This is a genomic window from Flavobacterium sp., from assembly GCF_031411595.1.
Lineage (GTDB): Bacteria > Bacteroidota > Bacteroidia > Flavobacteriales > Flavobacteriaceae > Flavobacterium.
In genome coordinates this window covers 1-17077 of sequence record NZ_JANOBI010000036.1, presented here as the reverse complement: position 1 = coordinate 17077, position 17077 = coordinate 1, and the positions used below count along the sequence as shown (strand labels likewise).

At 38.5% G+C, this 17077-nt stretch carries 17 protein-coding genes; 13 read left to right on the top strand and 4 right to left on the bottom strand.

The genetic code is table 11. The features are described from left to right. Window positions 1–68 precede the first annotated feature (68 nt). The 5 genes from RMO03_RS08940 to dnaG all read left to right on the top strand — a co-directional run bounded on the left by RMO03_RS08940 (window position 69) and on the right by dnaG (window position 5915). On the top strand, window positions 69–1046 hold the full coding sequence (locus RMO03_RS08940) for a polyprenyl synthetase family protein (RefSeq protein ID WP_309641759.1): 978 nt from the start codon (window positions 69–71) through the stop codon (window positions 1044–1046). A 152-nt stretch (window positions 1047–1198) separates the two neighbouring features. Then, window positions 1199–1759, top strand: a complete 561-nt coding sequence (locus RMO03_RS08935; protein WP_309641760.1) for an RNA polymerase sigma factor — start codon at window positions 1199–1201, stop codon at window positions 1757–1759. Next, window positions 1746–2462, top strand: a complete 717-nt coding sequence (locus RMO03_RS08930) for a hypothetical protein (protein WP_309641758.1) — start codon at window positions 1746–1748, stop codon at window positions 2460–2462. Before RMO03_RS08935 ends, RMO03_RS08930 begins: the two co-directional genes overlap by 14 nt. A gap of 12 nt (window positions 2463–2474) precedes the next feature. Then, complete coding sequence (locus tag RMO03_RS08925) at window positions 2475–3509, top strand: hypothetical protein (RefSeq protein WP_309641757.1); 1035 nt, start codon at window positions 2475–2477, stop codon at window positions 3507–3509. 426 nt (window positions 3510–3935) lie between these two features. Then, complete coding sequence (dnaG, locus tag RMO03_RS08920; protein ID WP_309641756.1) at window positions 3936–5915, top strand: DNA primase; 1980 nt, start codon at window positions 3936–3938, stop codon at window positions 5913–5915. Here dnaG and RMO03_RS08915 read toward each other — a convergent pair. Then, a complete protein-coding gene (locus tag RMO03_RS08915; protein ID WP_309641755.1) occupies window positions 5912–6541 on the bottom strand; it encodes a response regulator transcription factor in 630 nt (209 codons plus the stop codon). The two genes, dnaG and RMO03_RS08915, sit on opposite strands and share 4 nt — an antisense overlap. Before the next feature lie 90 nt (window positions 6542–6631). Continuing rightward, a complete protein-coding gene (nadE, locus tag RMO03_RS08910) occupies window positions 6632–7432 on the bottom strand; it encodes an NAD(+) synthase (RefSeq protein ID WP_309641754.1) in 801 nt (266 codons plus the stop codon). Between the two features lie 169 nt (window positions 7433–7601). Here nadE and gldB point away from each other — a divergent pair, with 169 nt between their 5' ends. After that, window positions 7602–8564, top strand: coding sequence for a gliding motility lipoprotein GldB (gldB, locus tag RMO03_RS08905; RefSeq protein WP_309641753.1), 963 nt, complete (start codon window positions 7602–7604; stop codon window positions 8562–8564). Continuing rightward, the gene (gene gldC / locus RMO03_RS08900; protein WP_309641752.1) at window positions 8564–8899 is read left to right on the top strand and encodes a gliding motility protein GldC; all 336 of its coding nucleotides are present in this window, start codon (window positions 8564–8566) and stop codon (window positions 8897–8899) included. The genes gldB and gldC overlap by 1 nt, the downstream gene beginning before the upstream one ends. A 76-nt stretch (window positions 8900–8975) precedes the next feature. On the opposite strand, the gene yihA is transcribed toward gldC, so the two are convergent. Both yihA and RMO03_RS08890 read right to left on the bottom strand, forming a co-directional pair. Beyond that, window positions 8976–9596, bottom strand: coding sequence for a ribosome biogenesis GTP-binding protein YihA/YsxC (gene yihA, locus RMO03_RS08895; protein WP_309641751.1), 621 nt, complete (start codon window positions 9594–9596; stop codon window positions 8976–8978). Between the two features lie 84 nt (window positions 9597–9680). Then, window positions 9681–10445 carry an alpha/beta hydrolase gene (locus RMO03_RS08890; RefSeq protein ID WP_309641750.1) on the bottom strand — a complete coding sequence of 255 codons (765 nt, stop codon included), beginning with the start codon at window positions 10443–10445 and terminating at the stop codon, window positions 9681–9683. 380 nt (window positions 10446–10825) lie between these two features. Here RMO03_RS08890 and mraZ point away from each other — a divergent pair, with 380 nt between their 5' ends. The 6 genes from mraZ to RMO03_RS08860 all read left to right on the top strand — a co-directional run. Beyond that, a complete protein-coding gene (gene mraZ / locus RMO03_RS08885; protein ID WP_309641749.1) occupies window positions 10826–11299 on the top strand; it encodes a division/cell wall cluster transcriptional repressor MraZ in 474 nt (157 codons plus the stop codon). Next, window positions 11274–12182: a 16S rRNA (cytosine(1402)-N(4))-methyltransferase RsmH gene (rsmH, locus tag RMO03_RS08880; RefSeq protein ID WP_309641748.1), complete on the top strand. Its 909-nt coding sequence runs from the start codon at window positions 11274–11276 to the stop codon at window positions 12180–12182. Before mraZ ends, rsmH begins: the two co-directional genes overlap by 26 nt. A gap of 60 nt (window positions 12183–12242) precedes the next feature. Next, complete coding sequence (locus RMO03_RS08875; RefSeq protein WP_309641747.1) at window positions 12243–12596, top strand: FtsL-like putative cell division protein; 354 nt, start codon at window positions 12243–12245, stop codon at window positions 12594–12596. Next, window positions 12587–14611 carry a penicillin-binding protein gene (locus RMO03_RS08870; protein ID WP_309641746.1) on the top strand — a complete coding sequence of 675 codons (2025 nt, stop codon included), beginning with the start codon at window positions 12587–12589 and terminating at the stop codon, window positions 14609–14611. Before RMO03_RS08875 ends, RMO03_RS08870 begins: the two co-directional genes overlap by 10 nt. Next, window positions 14608–16071 (top strand): UDP-N-acetylmuramoyl-L-alanyl-D-glutamate--2,6-diaminopimelate ligase, encoded by a 1464-nt coding sequence (locus RMO03_RS08865; RefSeq protein ID WP_309641745.1) that lies wholly within the window; start codon window positions 14608–14610, stop codon window positions 16069–16071. The genes RMO03_RS08870 and RMO03_RS08865 overlap by 4 nt, the downstream gene beginning before the upstream one ends. A gap of 6 nt (window positions 16072–16077) precedes the next feature. After that, a partial coding sequence (locus RMO03_RS08860) for a phospho-N-acetylmuramoyl-pentapeptide-transferase (RefSeq protein WP_309641744.1) occupies window positions 16078–17077 on the top strand: 1000 nt, incomplete at its 3' end.

The following is a 17077-nucleotide window of genomic DNA, read 5'->3' as shown; positions in this document are numbered from 1 at the left end:
TAAAACTAAAAAAATAGGAAAATATTACTTTTGTCACTCTAAAAGGAATAAGTATCTTTGAAAAAGTAATGAATATCACTTCGCAAATAAAACAACCGATTCAGTCAGAAATGGAACTTTTTGAAAAAAAGTTCTACGAATCAATGACTTCTAAAGTAGCGTTACTCAACCGAATCACTTATTATATCGTTAACAGGAAAGGAAAACAAATGCGCCCGATGTTTGTTTTTCTGACAGCCAAAATGCTCAATGACGGTGCTGTTAACGAACGAACATATCGCGGCGCTTCGGTGATTGAATTGATTCATACCGCAACGCTTGTGCACGACGATGTGGTGGATGATAGTAACAGAAGGCGTGGTTTCTTCTCGATCAATGCGCTCTGGAAAAACAAAATAGCCGTTTTGGTTGGCGATTACCTGCTTTCGAAAGGTTTGTTACTTTCTATTGATCATGGCGATTTCGATCTGCTGAAAATCATCTCGGTAGCTGTTCGTGAAATGAGTGAAGGTGAATTGCTTCAAATTGAAAAAGCACGCCGTCTCGATATTGTTGAAGATATCTATTATGAAATCATCCGAAAAAAAACCGCGACTTTAATCGCTTCTTGTTGTGCCTTGGGTGCCAAATCGGTTATCGAAGATGCTGTGCAGGTTGAGAATATGCGAAAATTCGGTGAACTCATCGGAATGGCTTTTCAAATCAAGGATGACTTGTTCGATTATACCGAAGATGCGATCGGAAAACCCACCGGAATCGACATCAAAGAACAGAAAATGACGTTGCCGCTGATTTATGTGCTCAATCATTGCACGCCCAAAGAAAAATCGTGGCTCATCAATTCGATCAAAAATCATAATAAGGATAAGAAGCGCGTGAAAGAAGTCATCGCTTTCGTAAAAAACAACAATGGACTCCAATACGCCGAGCAAAAAATGCTCGAATTTCAACAAGAAGCACTTCAATTGTTGCAAATGTATCCTGATTCTGAATACAAAGATGCCCTAATCTTGATGGTGAATTATGTAATCGAAAGAAAAATTTAATTTTTTTTTAAATTATTTTTTTACCACTTAAAGCCTTTAAAAATAAGTACTTCAGTAATTTTACAAAAAATATTTTCACTTTTTTTTCATTGCCGTGCAACCATTTTTTAGGAATGTGCGTCTATGCTAACAGTAACACTTTACAAAAGGTTTTGAAAGTAATCAATTTACATCAAGAAGAAAAGAACATGATTCAGTTGGCTGTCGATCAAAATCGTCAAGCGCAACAAAAAATCTACAATTCGTATGCTTCTAAAATGTTGGGCGTTTGCAGACAATATATTAAAGATTTGCACCAAGCCGAAGATGTGATGATTACTGCTTTTATGAAAGTGTTTACGAATCTCAAAAATTTCGAGCACAAAGGAAGCTTCGAAGGTTGGATTCGCCGCATCATGGTTAACGAATGCATTTCATTCATCCGAGCGAATAAAAAAATCAGTTTTCTTGAAGACGAACAATATAAGGAAGACAGTTTCAACAACATCGAAAGTAATTTTACTGTAGATGAAATTCAATTTCTGATCGACACGCTGCCCGAAGGTTATAAAATGATTTTCAATTTATATGCAATCGAAGGTTACAAACACCAAGAAATTGCCGAACTGTTAAACATCAATGAAGGCACATCGAAATCGCAATTGTCACACGCCAGAAAGCTATTGCAAAACGAAATTTTCAAATTAAAAGACTACCGAAATGGAACCAAATAAATTAGATAAAAAATTCAGAAAAGCATTGCAAGAGCGAGAAATTGCTCCGACGCCAGCCGCTTGGGACAGGCTCGATGCGATGCTTACTGTTGCTGAAGAAAATAAAGCTGTGGAAACTTACAATTGGCTATACATTGCTGCGACAATTGTAGGATTTATAGCAATAGCCGTGGTGTTCTTAAGCAAAACACAACCTTTGGAAGATGTGAAAAGAGACGATATTGTTTACGAAAACAATACACCAATTCAAACCAATGATTCATTAATAAACGAAAAACAAAACGAAATTGTTGTTCCGGAATCATCTGAAACGGTAGCAGAAACTTCACAAACCAACAAATCCAATCCATGCATCAAATCAAATCACACCCACTTTAAAAACAATCCTATCGAAGAAAAACAAATCAATCAAAATCAAAATCAAATCGCAAATCAATCAATCATCAATCAAAAAACGGAACAGCCCAATCAGCTGTCCAATCCAATCGAAATCAAAAAAGAACAACCCATTGCAACCATCGAATCGAATCCAAAACTCGGAAAAACGCCCATCAAAGTAAGTGCTTCCAATCTGCTTTCCGAAGTCGATGGTGAACTCGAACTTTCGTTTCGTGAAAAAGTAATCAACAAAATCGACAAGAATTACAAAACCGTAAAAGTGGCATTGGCCAACAGAAACAATCAATCAACAATCAATAATTAAAATCAAATCATCATGAGAAATTTTACCATTTATCTAACAGGAATTTTATTGCTTTTCTTAACCCAAATATTTGCGCAGGAAACTTTCGAATCACGCGCCAAAGTAATCGCTTCTAAAATCGAAAGCATTACCAAAGAAGAAAAAGCAGCTTTAAAAGAAGAAGTCGAAGCGGTCAACATACAACTAGAGAAAAAAAAAATCACCCAAGAACAAGCCGATCAAAAAAAACAAGAACTCGCGAGTACCAGAGCCAAAAACATCGAAACCAGAGTGGCTTTAGTACAAGACGAACTCAAAGATTTGGTGCAAGAAAAAGTAGACGGTAAAATCAAAGAGCAAGATTCATCACGTACTTGGGTTTTTCATTTCGATAACAAAAAGCACAAACAAAAAAACCTCGACGGAGAGCGCAGAACCACTTCACAATTCGTCTTTGCCTTCGGACTCAACAACTTGGCAACAGACAAATCTATAGCACATTCTGATTACAGATTTTGGGGTTCGCATTTCTACGAATGGGGTTTCACCTACAACACCAGAATTCTAAAAAACGACAACTTGCTTCACGCCAAATACGGTTTGTCATTGATGTATAACAACCTTCGACCAACAGAAAACCGCTATTTCAAAGAAACCGGAAACCAGACCAATCTCGAAGTCAGCGCGACGCACCTCAATGATTCCCGTTTCCGCAACGTTTATGTAGTGCTTCCGGCGCATCTCGAGTTCGATTTCACAAAGAAAAAACAGAAAGACGACAAAACCATTTTTCGCACGCACAAAAGTTTCCGCGTAGGTTTGGGTGGTTATGTGGGCGCCAATATCAAGTCGAAACAAATCCTAAAATACGAAGACGAAGACGGCAACAACGTCAAACAAAAAACCAAAGGCGATTTCAACGTCAACGATTTCATCTACGGTGCGAGTGCCTACATCGGTTACCGCGAAGTCAGTTTATACGCCAAATACGACATCAGCCCACTGTTCGCCAACAATGCAGTCGACCAAAATAATGTTTCGTTCGGTTTGCGATTCGACTTCAATTAATGCATGTTCAACCTTTGTTTAGATAGTAAAGAAGCACTTCGAAAGAGGTGCTTTTTTTGTTTTAACCGCAAAGAGCGCTAGGGTTTACGCAAAGTGCACAAAGAAATCTCATAACCCGAAACCTTTGCGTTCCTTGCGAAAATCTTTGCAAACCTTGCGGTTAATTCTTAGGAGCCGGGAACCTGCTATCCGCTAAATTTTTCACGCCGAACAACGGCGCAAAAAGATACCGCTGCTATCAGGGCTAGGGAATAGACTTTAAGATTGTAAGATTGTAAGACTTTAAGACCATCTTATAATCTTAAAGTCTTACAATCTAAAAATCCAACACACGAGCGTCAGCGAACTGGCGAAGCAATCTAACCATCCAAAAACCTAACAATCCAAACAAAAACTTTAACTTTACGCTCCAATAATTCAAAACCATTGATTTCAAAAGCTTCCATAGATACCGTTTTCGAAACCGCTCGAGTAGAAGAGGTCATCGGCGATTTTGTTCAACTCAAACGTGCCGGCAGCAACTTCAAAGGATTGAGCCCGTTTTCAGACGAACGCTCACCCTCATTCATGGTCTCACCGGTCAAACAAATCTGGAAAGATTTCTCCTCAGGAAAAGGTGGCAATGCCGTAGCATTTTTGATGGAACACGAACACTTCACTTATCCCGAAGCGATTCGTTACCTAGCAAAAAAGTACAATATTGAAATAGAAGAAACCGAACAAACCCAAGAAGAAAAAGCCAACACCGATATTCGTGAATCGATGTTTTTGGTATCGGAATTCGCTAAGAAATATTTCCACGACTCGCTGATGAATTCTGAAGAAGGCAAAGCTATTGGTTATTCCTATTTCAAAGAAAGAGGTTTTACGAACGAAACCATCAAGAAGTTTGAACTCGGTTATTCGCCCGAACAATGGGACGCATTCTCTAAAGAAGCACTTGGCCAAGGTTACAAACTCGAATTTTTAGAAAGTACAGGATTAACGATAGCCAGAGAAGATAAAACACCAATAGACCGTTTCCGTGGCCGCGTGATGTTTCCGATTCACAGCATGTCAGGAAGAACGCTCGGTTTCGGCGGACGGATTTTAACCAACGATAAAAAAGCAGCCAAATATCTCAATTCACCCGAAAGTGAGATTTACCATAAGAGCAAAGTGCTTTACGGCATTTTTCAAGCCAAACAAGCGATTGCCAAACAGAACAATTGTTTCCTCGTAGAAGGTTACACTGATGTCATACAATTCAACCAAGCCGGAATTGAAAATGTTGTCGCTTCCTCGGGAACAGCTTTAACACCGGATCAAATACGACTGGTCAATCGACTCACAAAAAACATCACTGTTTTATATGATGGCGATGCCGCCGGTTTGCGCGCTTCGATTCGTGGAATCGATTTGATTCTAGAAGAAGGTATGAACGTTCGCGTTTGCACTTTCCCTGAAGGCGAAGATCCAGATAGTTTTGCGAAGAAAACTTCGTATGAAGATTTGGTTGCGTATCTCGAGAGCAACGCCAAGGATTTTATCCAGTTCAAAGCGTCATTGTTGATGAATGAAGCTCAAAATGATCCCATCAAAAAAGCGGAACTCATTCGCGATATGGTGACGAGTATTTCCAAAATTCCGGATCGCATCAAAAGAGAAATCTACATTCAGGAATGCGCCAGAATCATGGATATTTCCGAGCAGGTTTTGCTCAATACATTGGCACAACTCGTTCAGAAAGACATTTCAGAAGCCGGAAAGAAAATCAAGCAAGAACAAAAAGCGTTTGAAGTTGTCAAAAACGAAAACCCAATCGTTGCCGAAAAAATCGATGTGCTTTACGAACTCGAACGTAAAATCATAGAAATTCTATTATTATACGGTGATAAAACGGAATCGTTTGAAGATGTCATTTTAAAAGCAAATGAAGAAGGCGAAATCGAAGAAAGCACCGAAACGAAAGAACACAAAGTCTACCAACGCATTTATTTGAGTTTGCAGGAAGATGAAGTGGAATTGGCGAATCCGTTATTTCTAAACATCTACAACCACCTAATCAATTATTACCATCAGAACGAAAACTTCCAAATGGATCAATATCTGATGCATCTTGAGCCTGAATTTACACAGGAAATTACCGATATATTAATGTTAGAGGAACAAATGTCACTTCACAATTGGGAAGCACAGCAAATTGTTGTAAAACAAAAAGACCAAACCATTGCGCAATATGTGTCGGAAACGATTCTAACATTGCGTTGGTTTTTAGTCGATCGGATTATCGAAGAATTAAAAGGAAGTATCACCACAGAACCCGAATCAGACAATACAGAAACCATGTCTTTGGCAATGGATTATAATAAGTTAATCAATTCGTTTTCAAAAAAACTCGGAAGAGTAATGTCGCGCTATAGTTAAACGATTTCTAAAGTTTTCGCTTTATTGACCAAATCCACCAAGTTAGTAACGTTGAGTTTTGTTAACAAACGCAGTTTATAAGTACTGATGGTTTTTTCATTGAGTCCTAAAATAGAAGAAATCTCATTGTTCTTTTTACCGTTACTCAAATAACGAAGTACCTCAATTTCACGGTTCGAAAGTTTTCTGTAAAGACGCTCGCTTTTATTTTGTTTGGCAATCAAAGCCAAATTACGTTTAATCGTATCATTCATAATGGTTTGCCCTTGATGTACTTTCATAATGGCAATACCTAAAGTTTCCAATTTGGCGGTTTTATGCACATAACCTGCAACACCGGCTTTAATGGCATTCGGAGCATATATTTGTTCGGAGTAACTGCTGAAAACAATAATCTTGGTTTTCGTATAATTCTTGATGATGGCTTTGAGTTCGTAAATACTCGACAATCCATCCAAATCCAAATCTAAAACCAAGACGTCAATCTCTTTAGTATATAGGACATCTTTTACCATCGAAAAATTCCCGACATTGGCCACAAGCGTGATATCGGAATGATCCTTAAAATATGACTTAACGCCAAAATGCACAACAGGGTAATTGTCTGCCAAACAAACTTTAATCATAATAGAGACTTTTTATGAGTTAATTTTAAACGAGCCTATAAATTTAGTTAAAAAAAGCTTAATGTTTCAAATTTTTTAGATAAACTGTCATTAATCCCGATGAACTAGACAAACCGGTATTGGGTTCATTTTGTGTTGGTTACTTTTATTCAATCGCTTGTAAATCGCAAAAACCTCTTTTTCCCTGCCTGAAAAATCATGCTCAGATTTGCCGGCTTCATCAGCCAACATCGCCCATTCCAATTCATCATAACTCGCACCAATCTGATCTTCATCCGTTCTGTCATCGCCAAACAAACCGTCTGTTGGTGCGGCTTTCAAGATGGAATTGGGTACTTTTAGGTATTCACCCAACGCATACACATCCGACTTCATCAAATCTGCAATCGGGCTCAAATCTACACCGCCGTCGCCATATTTCGTATAAAAACCTACACCGAAATCTTCTACTTTATTACCAGTTCCGGCCACTAAAAGTCCGTGAATGCCCGCCAAATAATACAAAGACGTCATTCTTAATCTGGCGCGCGTATTGGCTAAAGATAAACTCAATTGCGCCACATCATCTGACTCTGGAACTGCTTTTTTAAACGTTTCAAACACCGAAGTCAAATCTGTTTCCACTTGATCCACATTCGGAAAACGCTGTTTCAATTGCTCAATATGCTCCCGGCCGCGAGAAACATGACTGGGTGGCTGATGGATTGGCATTTCCACACACAACACTTTAAAACCCGTCTGGGCACACAGAGTCGAAGTCACAGCAGAATCAATACCGCCCGAAATTCCAACAACAAAACCATTCACTTTGGCGTTCTCTGCATAAGTTTTCAACCAATTCACAATCTGTTGATTCACTTTTTCAACCGCAATCGTACTTTTTTTAGACATATTTTCTGAGAATTTAATCAATGGCAATGTATCTTTGCAAAAATAATAATTATTTAAATTTATCCTGATGTATTTCAGGAGCTATTTCCTGCTCTACACTAAATCTTTTCTGCGCTAAAGAAGCGCAAAAAAGGATACCGTTGCGATCAGGGCTAATGACATCCCGTATATGAGAAACTATCGTTCGCTATTGTTTGTTTTTTGCTGCCTCGCGTTGTTTTCATGTGATAAAAAATCCAAAGTCGAAAAAGCGGTCGAGGAAATTCCTCTCGAAATCAAAGTCAATCGTTTCGACAAAGCGTTTTTCGAAACACCTCCGCAAGATCTACCCAAACTCAAACTCCAATATCCGATTTTTTTCCCGGCTGGAAACGACGACAAAGTATGGACAGACAAAATGCAAAATCCACAATGGCGAGAGCTTTACGCTGAAGTCGAAAAAAAATATTCCAACTTCGACAGTGAAACTCAAAAAATTGAGGAACTTTTCAAGCATATCAAATACTATTTTCCCGAAACCAAAACGCCAAAAGTCTACACCATCATTTCCCAAATGGATTACCAGACTAAGGTAATCTATGCGCATGATATGTTGGTGATTTCTCTCGAATTGTATCTAGGAAAAACCCACAAATTCTACGAATTTCCGGAATACCTCAAACAAAATTTTGAGCAAAATCAGATATTACCCGATATTGTTTCAAGCTTTTCCAAATCCAAAATCCCACCATCAAACGATACCTCATTTTTATCGCAGATGATTGTTGCCGGAAAAGAATTGTATCTAAAAGATATTTTACTGCCCGATTATTCCGATGCAGACAAAATGGGTTATAAGAAAGAGCAAATTACTTGGTGTGAGGAAAACGAAGGCTACATTTGGCGCTATTTCATCGAGAACAAAATGCTGTTCGATACCGATCAGAAACTGATTCCAAGATTCATCAATCCGGCACCGTTTTCTAAATTCTATCTCGAAATCGACAACGATTCGCCGGGCAGAGTTGGCGCATGGATTGGCTGGCAAATGGTACGTTCTTATATGGAAAACAATGAAGTTTACGTGGGCCAATTATTAAAAACCGACGCCAAAGAACTATTCGAAAAATCACATTACAAACCCAAGAAATAATGCCAAAGAAAATCACATCCGAAATCAAATTCCTCGTCGAACTAGACGAAAACAGAGTTCCTGAAAAACTAATGTGGACCGCACAAGACGGCGGCGTTGAAGCCGAAGAAGCCAAAGCCATGATGCTCTCGATCTGGGACAGCAAAGCACAAGAAACACTTCGCATCGACTTATGGACGAAAGAAATGCCTGTCGATGAAATGAAATTATTCTTTCACCAAACGCTAGTAGCAATGACCGATACATTTCGCCGCGCCACAGCCGATGAGAAAATGTCTGAGACGATGAAGGATTTTTGTGATTATTTTGCTGAGAAACTCGAATTGAAATCATAAAAAAAATCCCAAATCTAAATAGGTTTGGGTTTTTTTTAGCTCAGCATCTCAGAAACTCAGCATCTCAGTAGCTTCCTCAAAACTCACTATTGCTTTTAAAAACTTCCTCGTTAATTTCTCCAATATAAGAAAGCAAGTCTTCCTTTCCGGTGCTTTCTGTTGCTGAGGTTACAAAATATGGTGGCATTTCCGCCCAATTGTTCATCATCATTTGCTTTTTATAAGCAGCCACATGCGAATCAATTTTTACTTTACTAATCTTATCGGCTTTGGTAAAAATAATGCAAAACGGAATTTCACTTTCGCCCATATAAGCCATAAATTCTAAGTCGATAGCTTGTGCTTCATGACGAATGTCAATCAATACAAAAGCACAAACCAATTGTTCTCTTTTCTCGAAATAATCCGTAATAAATTGCTGGAAAACCGATTTCGTTTTCTTCGAAACTTTTGCATAACCATAGCCAGGTAAATCCACCAAAAACCAATTGTTGTTGATTTTAAAATGATTAATCAACTGCGTTTTCCCAGGTCTTCCAGAAGTTTTTGCCAAATTCTTATGGTTCGTCAACATATTAATCAATGAAGATTTTCCAACGTTAGAACGGCCAATAAAAGCATATTCAGGCAGTATATCTTTCGGGCATTTATCGACTTCAGAATTGCTGATGATAAATTCAGCGGTATTGATTTTCATGACAAAGGAATTTCGGCAAAGGTAACTAAAAAAATAACCGCTGTTCTTTTAAAAATAGCGGTTACTGAATCAGTAGTTTGTGTTCTATAAATGGGTTTCTTTGAGCCATTGGTGCATCAATTCATTAAATTCATTCGGACGTTCCATCATAGCTGCATGTCCGCATTTGTCAATCCAATATAAAGATGAATTCGGTAATAAGTGATGAAATTCCTCAGCAACTTCCGGCGGTGTTACATTATCATTTTTACCCCAAATAATACAAGTCGGAACGTGCATTTTAGGCAAATCTTTCGCCATGTTGTGTCTAATGGCACTTTTGGCAATCGTTAGCGTTTTAATTAGTTTAATACGATCGTTCGCCATCGAATATACTTCATCAACCATTTCTTTAGTCGCCACTTTCGGGTCATAAAAAACGGCTTCGGCTTTTTTCTGAATGTATTCGTAATCACCGCGTCTTGGATAACTATCACCCATTGCACTTTCATACAATCCTGAACTACCAGTAATGACAAGGCCTAACATCTTTTCAGGATACATTTTGGTATGGTATAATGCAATGTGCCCGCCTAATGAATTTCCCAAAAGAATCACGCGATCAAAACCTTTAAAAGTGATAAAGTCCTTTACGAATTTGGCAAAAGCTTTTACGTTGGTTTTTAAAATATTTTGTGTATAAATCGGAAGTTCCGGAATAATTACTTTATAACCGTGTAGTGGAAAATAATCAGCAACACCATCAAAATTACTCAATCCACCCATCAAGCCATGTAAAATGACGATTGGCGTTCCTTCTCCGGCTTCGAAATATTTGTACCTGCCTTCTTTTTTTAAGTTGTGATTCATTGTGATGCTTACCTTTTCTAGTGCGCACAAATATATGATTTTATAGACAATTTGAAACCGTAGGATTTATTATTTAAAAAAATCAAAAAATAAAAAGAATGGAATTCTACCAAAAATCTATTAAAAAACTTGATAGTAATGTCATTTTGATTTTATTGAATTTAAATCAGCGTTTTAATTAATATCAATGCTTTTTTACAATATCCATTTCAATATTTCATTTTTCTTAACAAATTGTTAAATAAGCCTTTGTGTTTTGAAAACAAGTTTTAGGAGCATTATTAGTTAAAGTGGTAAAACTTATCAACAAAGTGGTATTTTGTGGTAAATTGTGGTAATTATTTTTATATTTTTGCTCCAAATCATTAAAAACCATTTTCTTGAATTCAATCGTTGGAACATATGAATGTAAAGTCGACGCCAAAGGAAGGTTGCTCTTGCCGGCACCTTTAAAAAAGCAGTTGTCGATTGCTCTTCAAGACGGATTCGTTTTGAAGCGTTCTGTTTTTCAACCTTGTCTCGAATTGTATCCGATGCAAGAATGGAACTTGATGATGCAAAAAATCAACAAACTCAATCGCTTTGTCAAAAAGAACAATGATTTCATTCGTCGTTTTACCGCTGGTGTTAAAGTGGTTGAAATTGACAACCTAGGTCGATTGTTGATTCCAAAAGATTTAGTGGTTTTTGCCAACATTTCAAAAGATATCGTGCTGTCTTCAGCGGTCAATATCGTTGAGATTTGGGATAAAGATTTATACGAAAAAGCAATTGATGATTCAGTAATTGATTTCGCTGACCTGGCGGAAGACGTAATGGGCAATGTAAATGATGATGACAATGGAATATCATAATCCAGTATTGCTAAATGCTTCTGTTGATGGCTTAAACATTAAACCTGACGGCGTCTACGTCGATGTAACTTTCGGCGGCGGTGGACATTCAAAAGAGATTTTAAAAAGACTAGGACCAAACGGAAAATTATTCGCTTTCGATCAAGATGAAGATGCTTTAGCCAATGCTTTGCATGATGAACGATTTGTTTTGATCAATGAGAACTTCAGATACATTAAAAGGTTTTTGCGATTTCATAATGTCAAAAGTGTCGATGGAATTTTAGCCGATTTAGGCGTTTCGTCACACCAATTTGATGTAGCTGAAAGAGGGTTTTCGACACGATTCGAAGCGGAACTCGATATGAGAATGAGTCAGAAAAACGAACTCAATGCCTATAAAGTAATCAACGATTATGACAGCGCTAATCTCACAAGAGTGTTTTTAGATTATGGTGAATTGAAAAATGCTCCGGCATTAACAAGAGCCATTGTTGAGGCGAGAGAAATTCAACCCATTAAAAATACAGAGCATTTGAAACAAGTGTTAAGTCGTTTTTTGCCGGCACATAAAAGCAACAAGATTTTAGCTCAAATATACCAAGCGATTCGAATCGAAGTCAATCAAGAAATGGATGTATTGAAAGAATTCCTCGAACAATCATTAGAGATTTTAAATCCAAACGGAAGGCTGAGTGTCATTTCATACCATTCACTTGAAGACCGATTGGTAAAAAGATACATCAAAAACGGCATGTTCGAAGGGGAGCCGGAACGCGATTTCTTCGGAAACTTTTCAGTTCCGTTCAAAACGATAGGGAAACTGATTGTTCCGGATCATGTTGAAATTAAAATTAACAACCGCGCACGCAGCGCCAAACTCAGAATAGCTGAGAAGTTGTAAGTTCTAGGTTATAGGTTACGAAACATATAACATACAACACACAACATACAACAAAAGAAAATGAAAAACGGAGTTTACAGCATACTAAAAGCAAGATTTCTGATTAACGAAGAAGCCAACGCCGCAAAGAACTGGCGCTTCATCGTGTTCCTGATTATTCTCGCAATTATCATGATTGCCAACACGCAACGCTACGAACAAAAAGTTTTTAAAATTATCGAATTGACGAGTGAAGTCAAAGAATTGCGCTCAGAATTTGTAGACCGTCGTTCCGAATTGATGAAACTCAAAATGGAATCGACCGTGTCAGAAAAAATGGAGGCCAAGCAGATATATCCTGCATCAGTGCCACCAACCAAAATAAAAGTAAAACAAGAAGAACAGAAAAATTTCTTCAAGAAAATATGGCAGTAGAAGATAAGCACATTTCGTATCGCATGTATCTCGTCGCTTTCATGATGTTCATCATGGCGATTGCGATTACTGTCAAACTGACCAACATTCAGTGGGTTGAAGGCGATTATTATCGAAAATTAGCCAAAGAAAGAACCGTTAGAAACTTTGTGATTCCAGCGAATAAAGGCAATATTTATTCTGCCGATGGAAGCTTGTTGGCGACTTCAATTCCCAATTATGAAATTCGTTTTGATGCTGTAGCACCCAAAGCCGAAGCATTTGAAAAAAATGTAAAACCACTGGCTGATTCACTTTCAATATTACTCAAAAAATCAAGTAGCGAATTCCAATCAGGTTTGAGAAAAGCCAGAGCTACAAAAAACCGATATTTTCTTGTTGCGCGTGATTTAAGCTACACCGAATACATGAAAATCAAAAGTTTCCCATTATTCAATCTTGGTGCTTACAAAGGCGGTATCATCACCGAACAAAAAACAATCCGGGAACATCCCATTGGTAAAATTGCCGAAAGAACGATTGGCTACGAACGTGTAACGCCAAACGGTTCGAACGATGGAAAAGGAATCGAGTGGGCGTTTAGAAAATATCTGAACGGCAAAGACGGTAAAATCTTAAAGCAAAAAATCGCCAAAGGCCAATGGAAACCCATTCGCGATGTCAATGAAGTGGATCCTCAAGATGGTTACGATGTCATTTCAACCATCGATGTATACATTCAAGACATTGCGCATCATGCCTTGTTAAAACAACTTCGCCAGTACAACGCGGATCATGGTTGCGTCGTAGTGATGGAAACCAAAACGGGTAAAATCAAAGCGATTTCGAATCTCGGAAAAAATCCTGATAGCACTAATAAAGCGGCTGACAGCACCTATTTCGAAACTACAAATTATGCGATTGCAGAATCTCACGAACCGGGTTCTACTTATAAATTGGCCGATTTAATGACACTGCTAGAAGATAAAAAAGTAGATACCAGTGCGGTTTTTGACAGCCAAGGTGGCATCATCACCTATTCAGGGAAAAAAGTACGAGATTCCCACGAAGGCGGTTATGGTAAAATTTCACTCGCCAGAGGTTTTGAAGTGTCTTCGAATACCATCATGGTGCAAGCGGTTTACAACAATTATAAAAATGATCCAGCGCAATTCGTCAATCATTTAAACGGTTACGGATTGAATAAACCTTTAGGGCTTCCAATCAAAGGCGAAGGAATTCCATTCATTCCGCAACCCGGAACCAAACGTTGGAGTGCCATTTCATTGCCATGGATGGCTTTCGGATATGGCGTTTCGATTACACCTTTACAGACATTGACCTTTTATAATGCTGTTGCCAACAATGGTGAAATGGTCAAACCACAATTCGTTTCTGAAATCAAAGAATGGAATAAAACCATCAAGAAATTCAACAAAGAAGTCATCAATCCGAAAGTGTGCTCGATGGAAACTATAGCCAAACTCAAAGCGGTGATGAAGAATGTGGTCAAAAAAGGAACAGGTGCTAAACTCTATTCCAAAGATTTCTCGATGGCGGGAAAGACCGGAACAGCACAAGCCAACTATGCCAAAAACGGAGGAACTGAAAAGCATTACATCTCATCATTCGTAGGTTATTTCCCGGCGGATGAACCAAAATATTCTTGTATTGTGGTTGTTCATGAACCAAACACTTCAATGAATAACTATTACGGAGCCGATGTAGCCGGCCCAGTTTTCAAACGCATCGCACAAAAGATATTTACCGATGCGCCTTCGATGAATGAAATCAAAAACCTGAACAAAAAGAGCATGATTCAGGAAAACAGCTACGCGAATTATTACACCAAAGCCCAAGCAAAACAAAATACAATTCCCAATGTAAAAGGAATGTCCGGAATGGATGCGGTTGCACTACTTGGAAATTTAGGGTTAAATATAAAAGTTAAAGGTACCGGTAAGGTCAAATCGCAATCCATCCAGCCTGGGCAGATTTTTAGCAAGAATACTATCATCATACTCGAATTATCGTGATTATTTTAAAAGACATATTATATAAAGTCAGCATCGAAGCCGTCAAAGGTTCGACGGAAATGGCTATTAATGCTATCGATTTCGATTCGAGAAAGATTGCTGAGAACGACGTTTTCATTGCGATTCGTGGTAGCGTTTCTGACGGACACGATTACATTGAAAAAGCTATCAATCAAGGAGCGATTGCTATTGTTTGCGATACTTTCCCAGAAATCATTGTTAATGGAATCACCTACATTCAAGTTAAAGATACCAATCGCGCTTTAGCTTACATGGCTGCAAATTGTTTTGGAGATCCGTCACAACATTTGAAATTGGTAGGTATCACGGGAACCAACGGCAAAACAACCATCGCTTCTTTATTATATCAATTGTTTAAAAAAGCAGGTTTCAAAGTAGGATTGCTTTCTACTGTGAAAATTTTAGTGGATGATGTTGAATATAAAGCAACCCACACCACGCCTGATTCCATTACGGTCAATCGCTATTTAAGGGAAATGGTCGATGCTGGCGTAACGCATTGCTTCATGGAAGTCAGCTCCCACGGCATCCACCAAAAAAGAACCGAAGGCTTGCATTTTGAAGGCGGCGTATTCACCAATTTATCACACGATCATTTAGATTATCACACAGATTTTGCGGAATACCGTGATGTCAAAAAATCATTCTTCGATCATTTGCCGAAAACCGCTTTTGCTTTGTCGAATCTCGATGATAAGAACGGTATTGTAATGTTGCAAAACACTGCTGCTAGAAAACTCACTTATGCGCTAAAATCCTACGCGAATTACAAAGCACAGATTTTAGAAAGTCAAATGGGCGGCTTGCTGATGAAAATCAATGAGAATGAAGTTTGGGTACGATTGATTGGCACTTTCAACGCTTATAATTTATTAGCGATATACGGAACGGCAGTAGAATTAGGACTAGATTATTTCGAAGTATTGCGATTGTTGTCTGAACTCGAAAGCGTTTCGGGCAGATTTCAATACATCATATCGAATGAAAAAATCACAGCGATTGTCGATTACGCACACACGCCAGATGCTTTAGAAAATGTATTGAAAACCATCAATGACATCCGCACCAAAAACGAGCAACTCATTACCATCGTAGGCTGTGGTGGCGACCGTGATAAAACCAAACGCCCGATTATGGCCAACATCGCATCAACCATGAGCGACAAAACCATCATCACGTCTGACAATCCAAGAACCGAAAAACCCGAAGACATCATCGCCGATATGGAAAAAGGGGTCGGGCCTCAAAATTTTAAAAAAACAATGTCAATTACCGACAGAAGACAAGCCATACAAGCGGCGTGTCAAATGGCACAGCCTAACGATATTATTCTCATCGCAGGAAAAGGACACGAAACATACCAGGAAATTCAAGGCGTTCGCTACGATTTCGACGACATGCAAATCGTAAAAGAACTATTAATTCAACTTCATAAATAGAAAACTATGCTCTACTATTTTTTTGAATATCTCAATAAGACGATGCATATCCCGGGAACAGGTGTTTTTCAATACATCACGTTTCGTTCGGCACTCGCGATTATACTTTCGCTGATGATTTCTACTATTTATGGTAAAAGAATTATCGCCTTTTTAAGAAATCAACAAGTCGGAGAAACCGTTCGTGAACTAGGATTAGCAGGTCAAAACGAAAAAGCGGGAACCCCAACCATGGGTGGATTAATCATCATCATCGCAACATTGATTCCGGTTTTTCTATTGACCAAACTCAACAACATCTACATCATTCTACTAATCGTTACGACACTTTGGATGGGAACGATTGGTTTCATCGACGATTACATCAAGATTTTCAAAAAAGACAAACAAGGTTTAAAAGGTATTTTCAAAGTCATCGGACAAGTTGGACTTGGATTAATAGTAGGTTCGGTTTTGTACTTGCATCCCGGAGTGACTTTAAGAAAAGAAACGCTGAAAACCATTGCGCTAAACCCAACTGAAAACACGATTTCTCAAGCGCCAATCGAAGAAAAATCAACCGCAACTACAATTCCGTTTTTCAAAAATAATGAATTTGATTACGCAGAATTACTTGCTTGGGCGGGCGATGGTTACGAAAACTGGGCATGGATTGTATTTATTCCAATTGTGATTTTCATCATCACAGCAGTATCCAACGGCGCCAACTTAACTGACGGCATCGACGGATTAGCTGCAGGAACTTCCGCAATATCAGTGCTCGCCTTGGGGATTTTCACCTTCGTTTCGGGTAACATCATTTTCTCGAGTTACCTCAATATTATGTACATCCCGAATTCTGGTGAAATGACGGTCTTCATCGCAGCTTTCGTCGGAGCACTGATCGGTTTCCTTTGGTATAATTCGTATCCGGCATCCGTCTTCATGGGCGATACAGGAAGTTTAACCATCGGCGGCATTATCGCAGTATTGGCGATTTCTGTTCGTAAAGAATTGTTGATTCCAC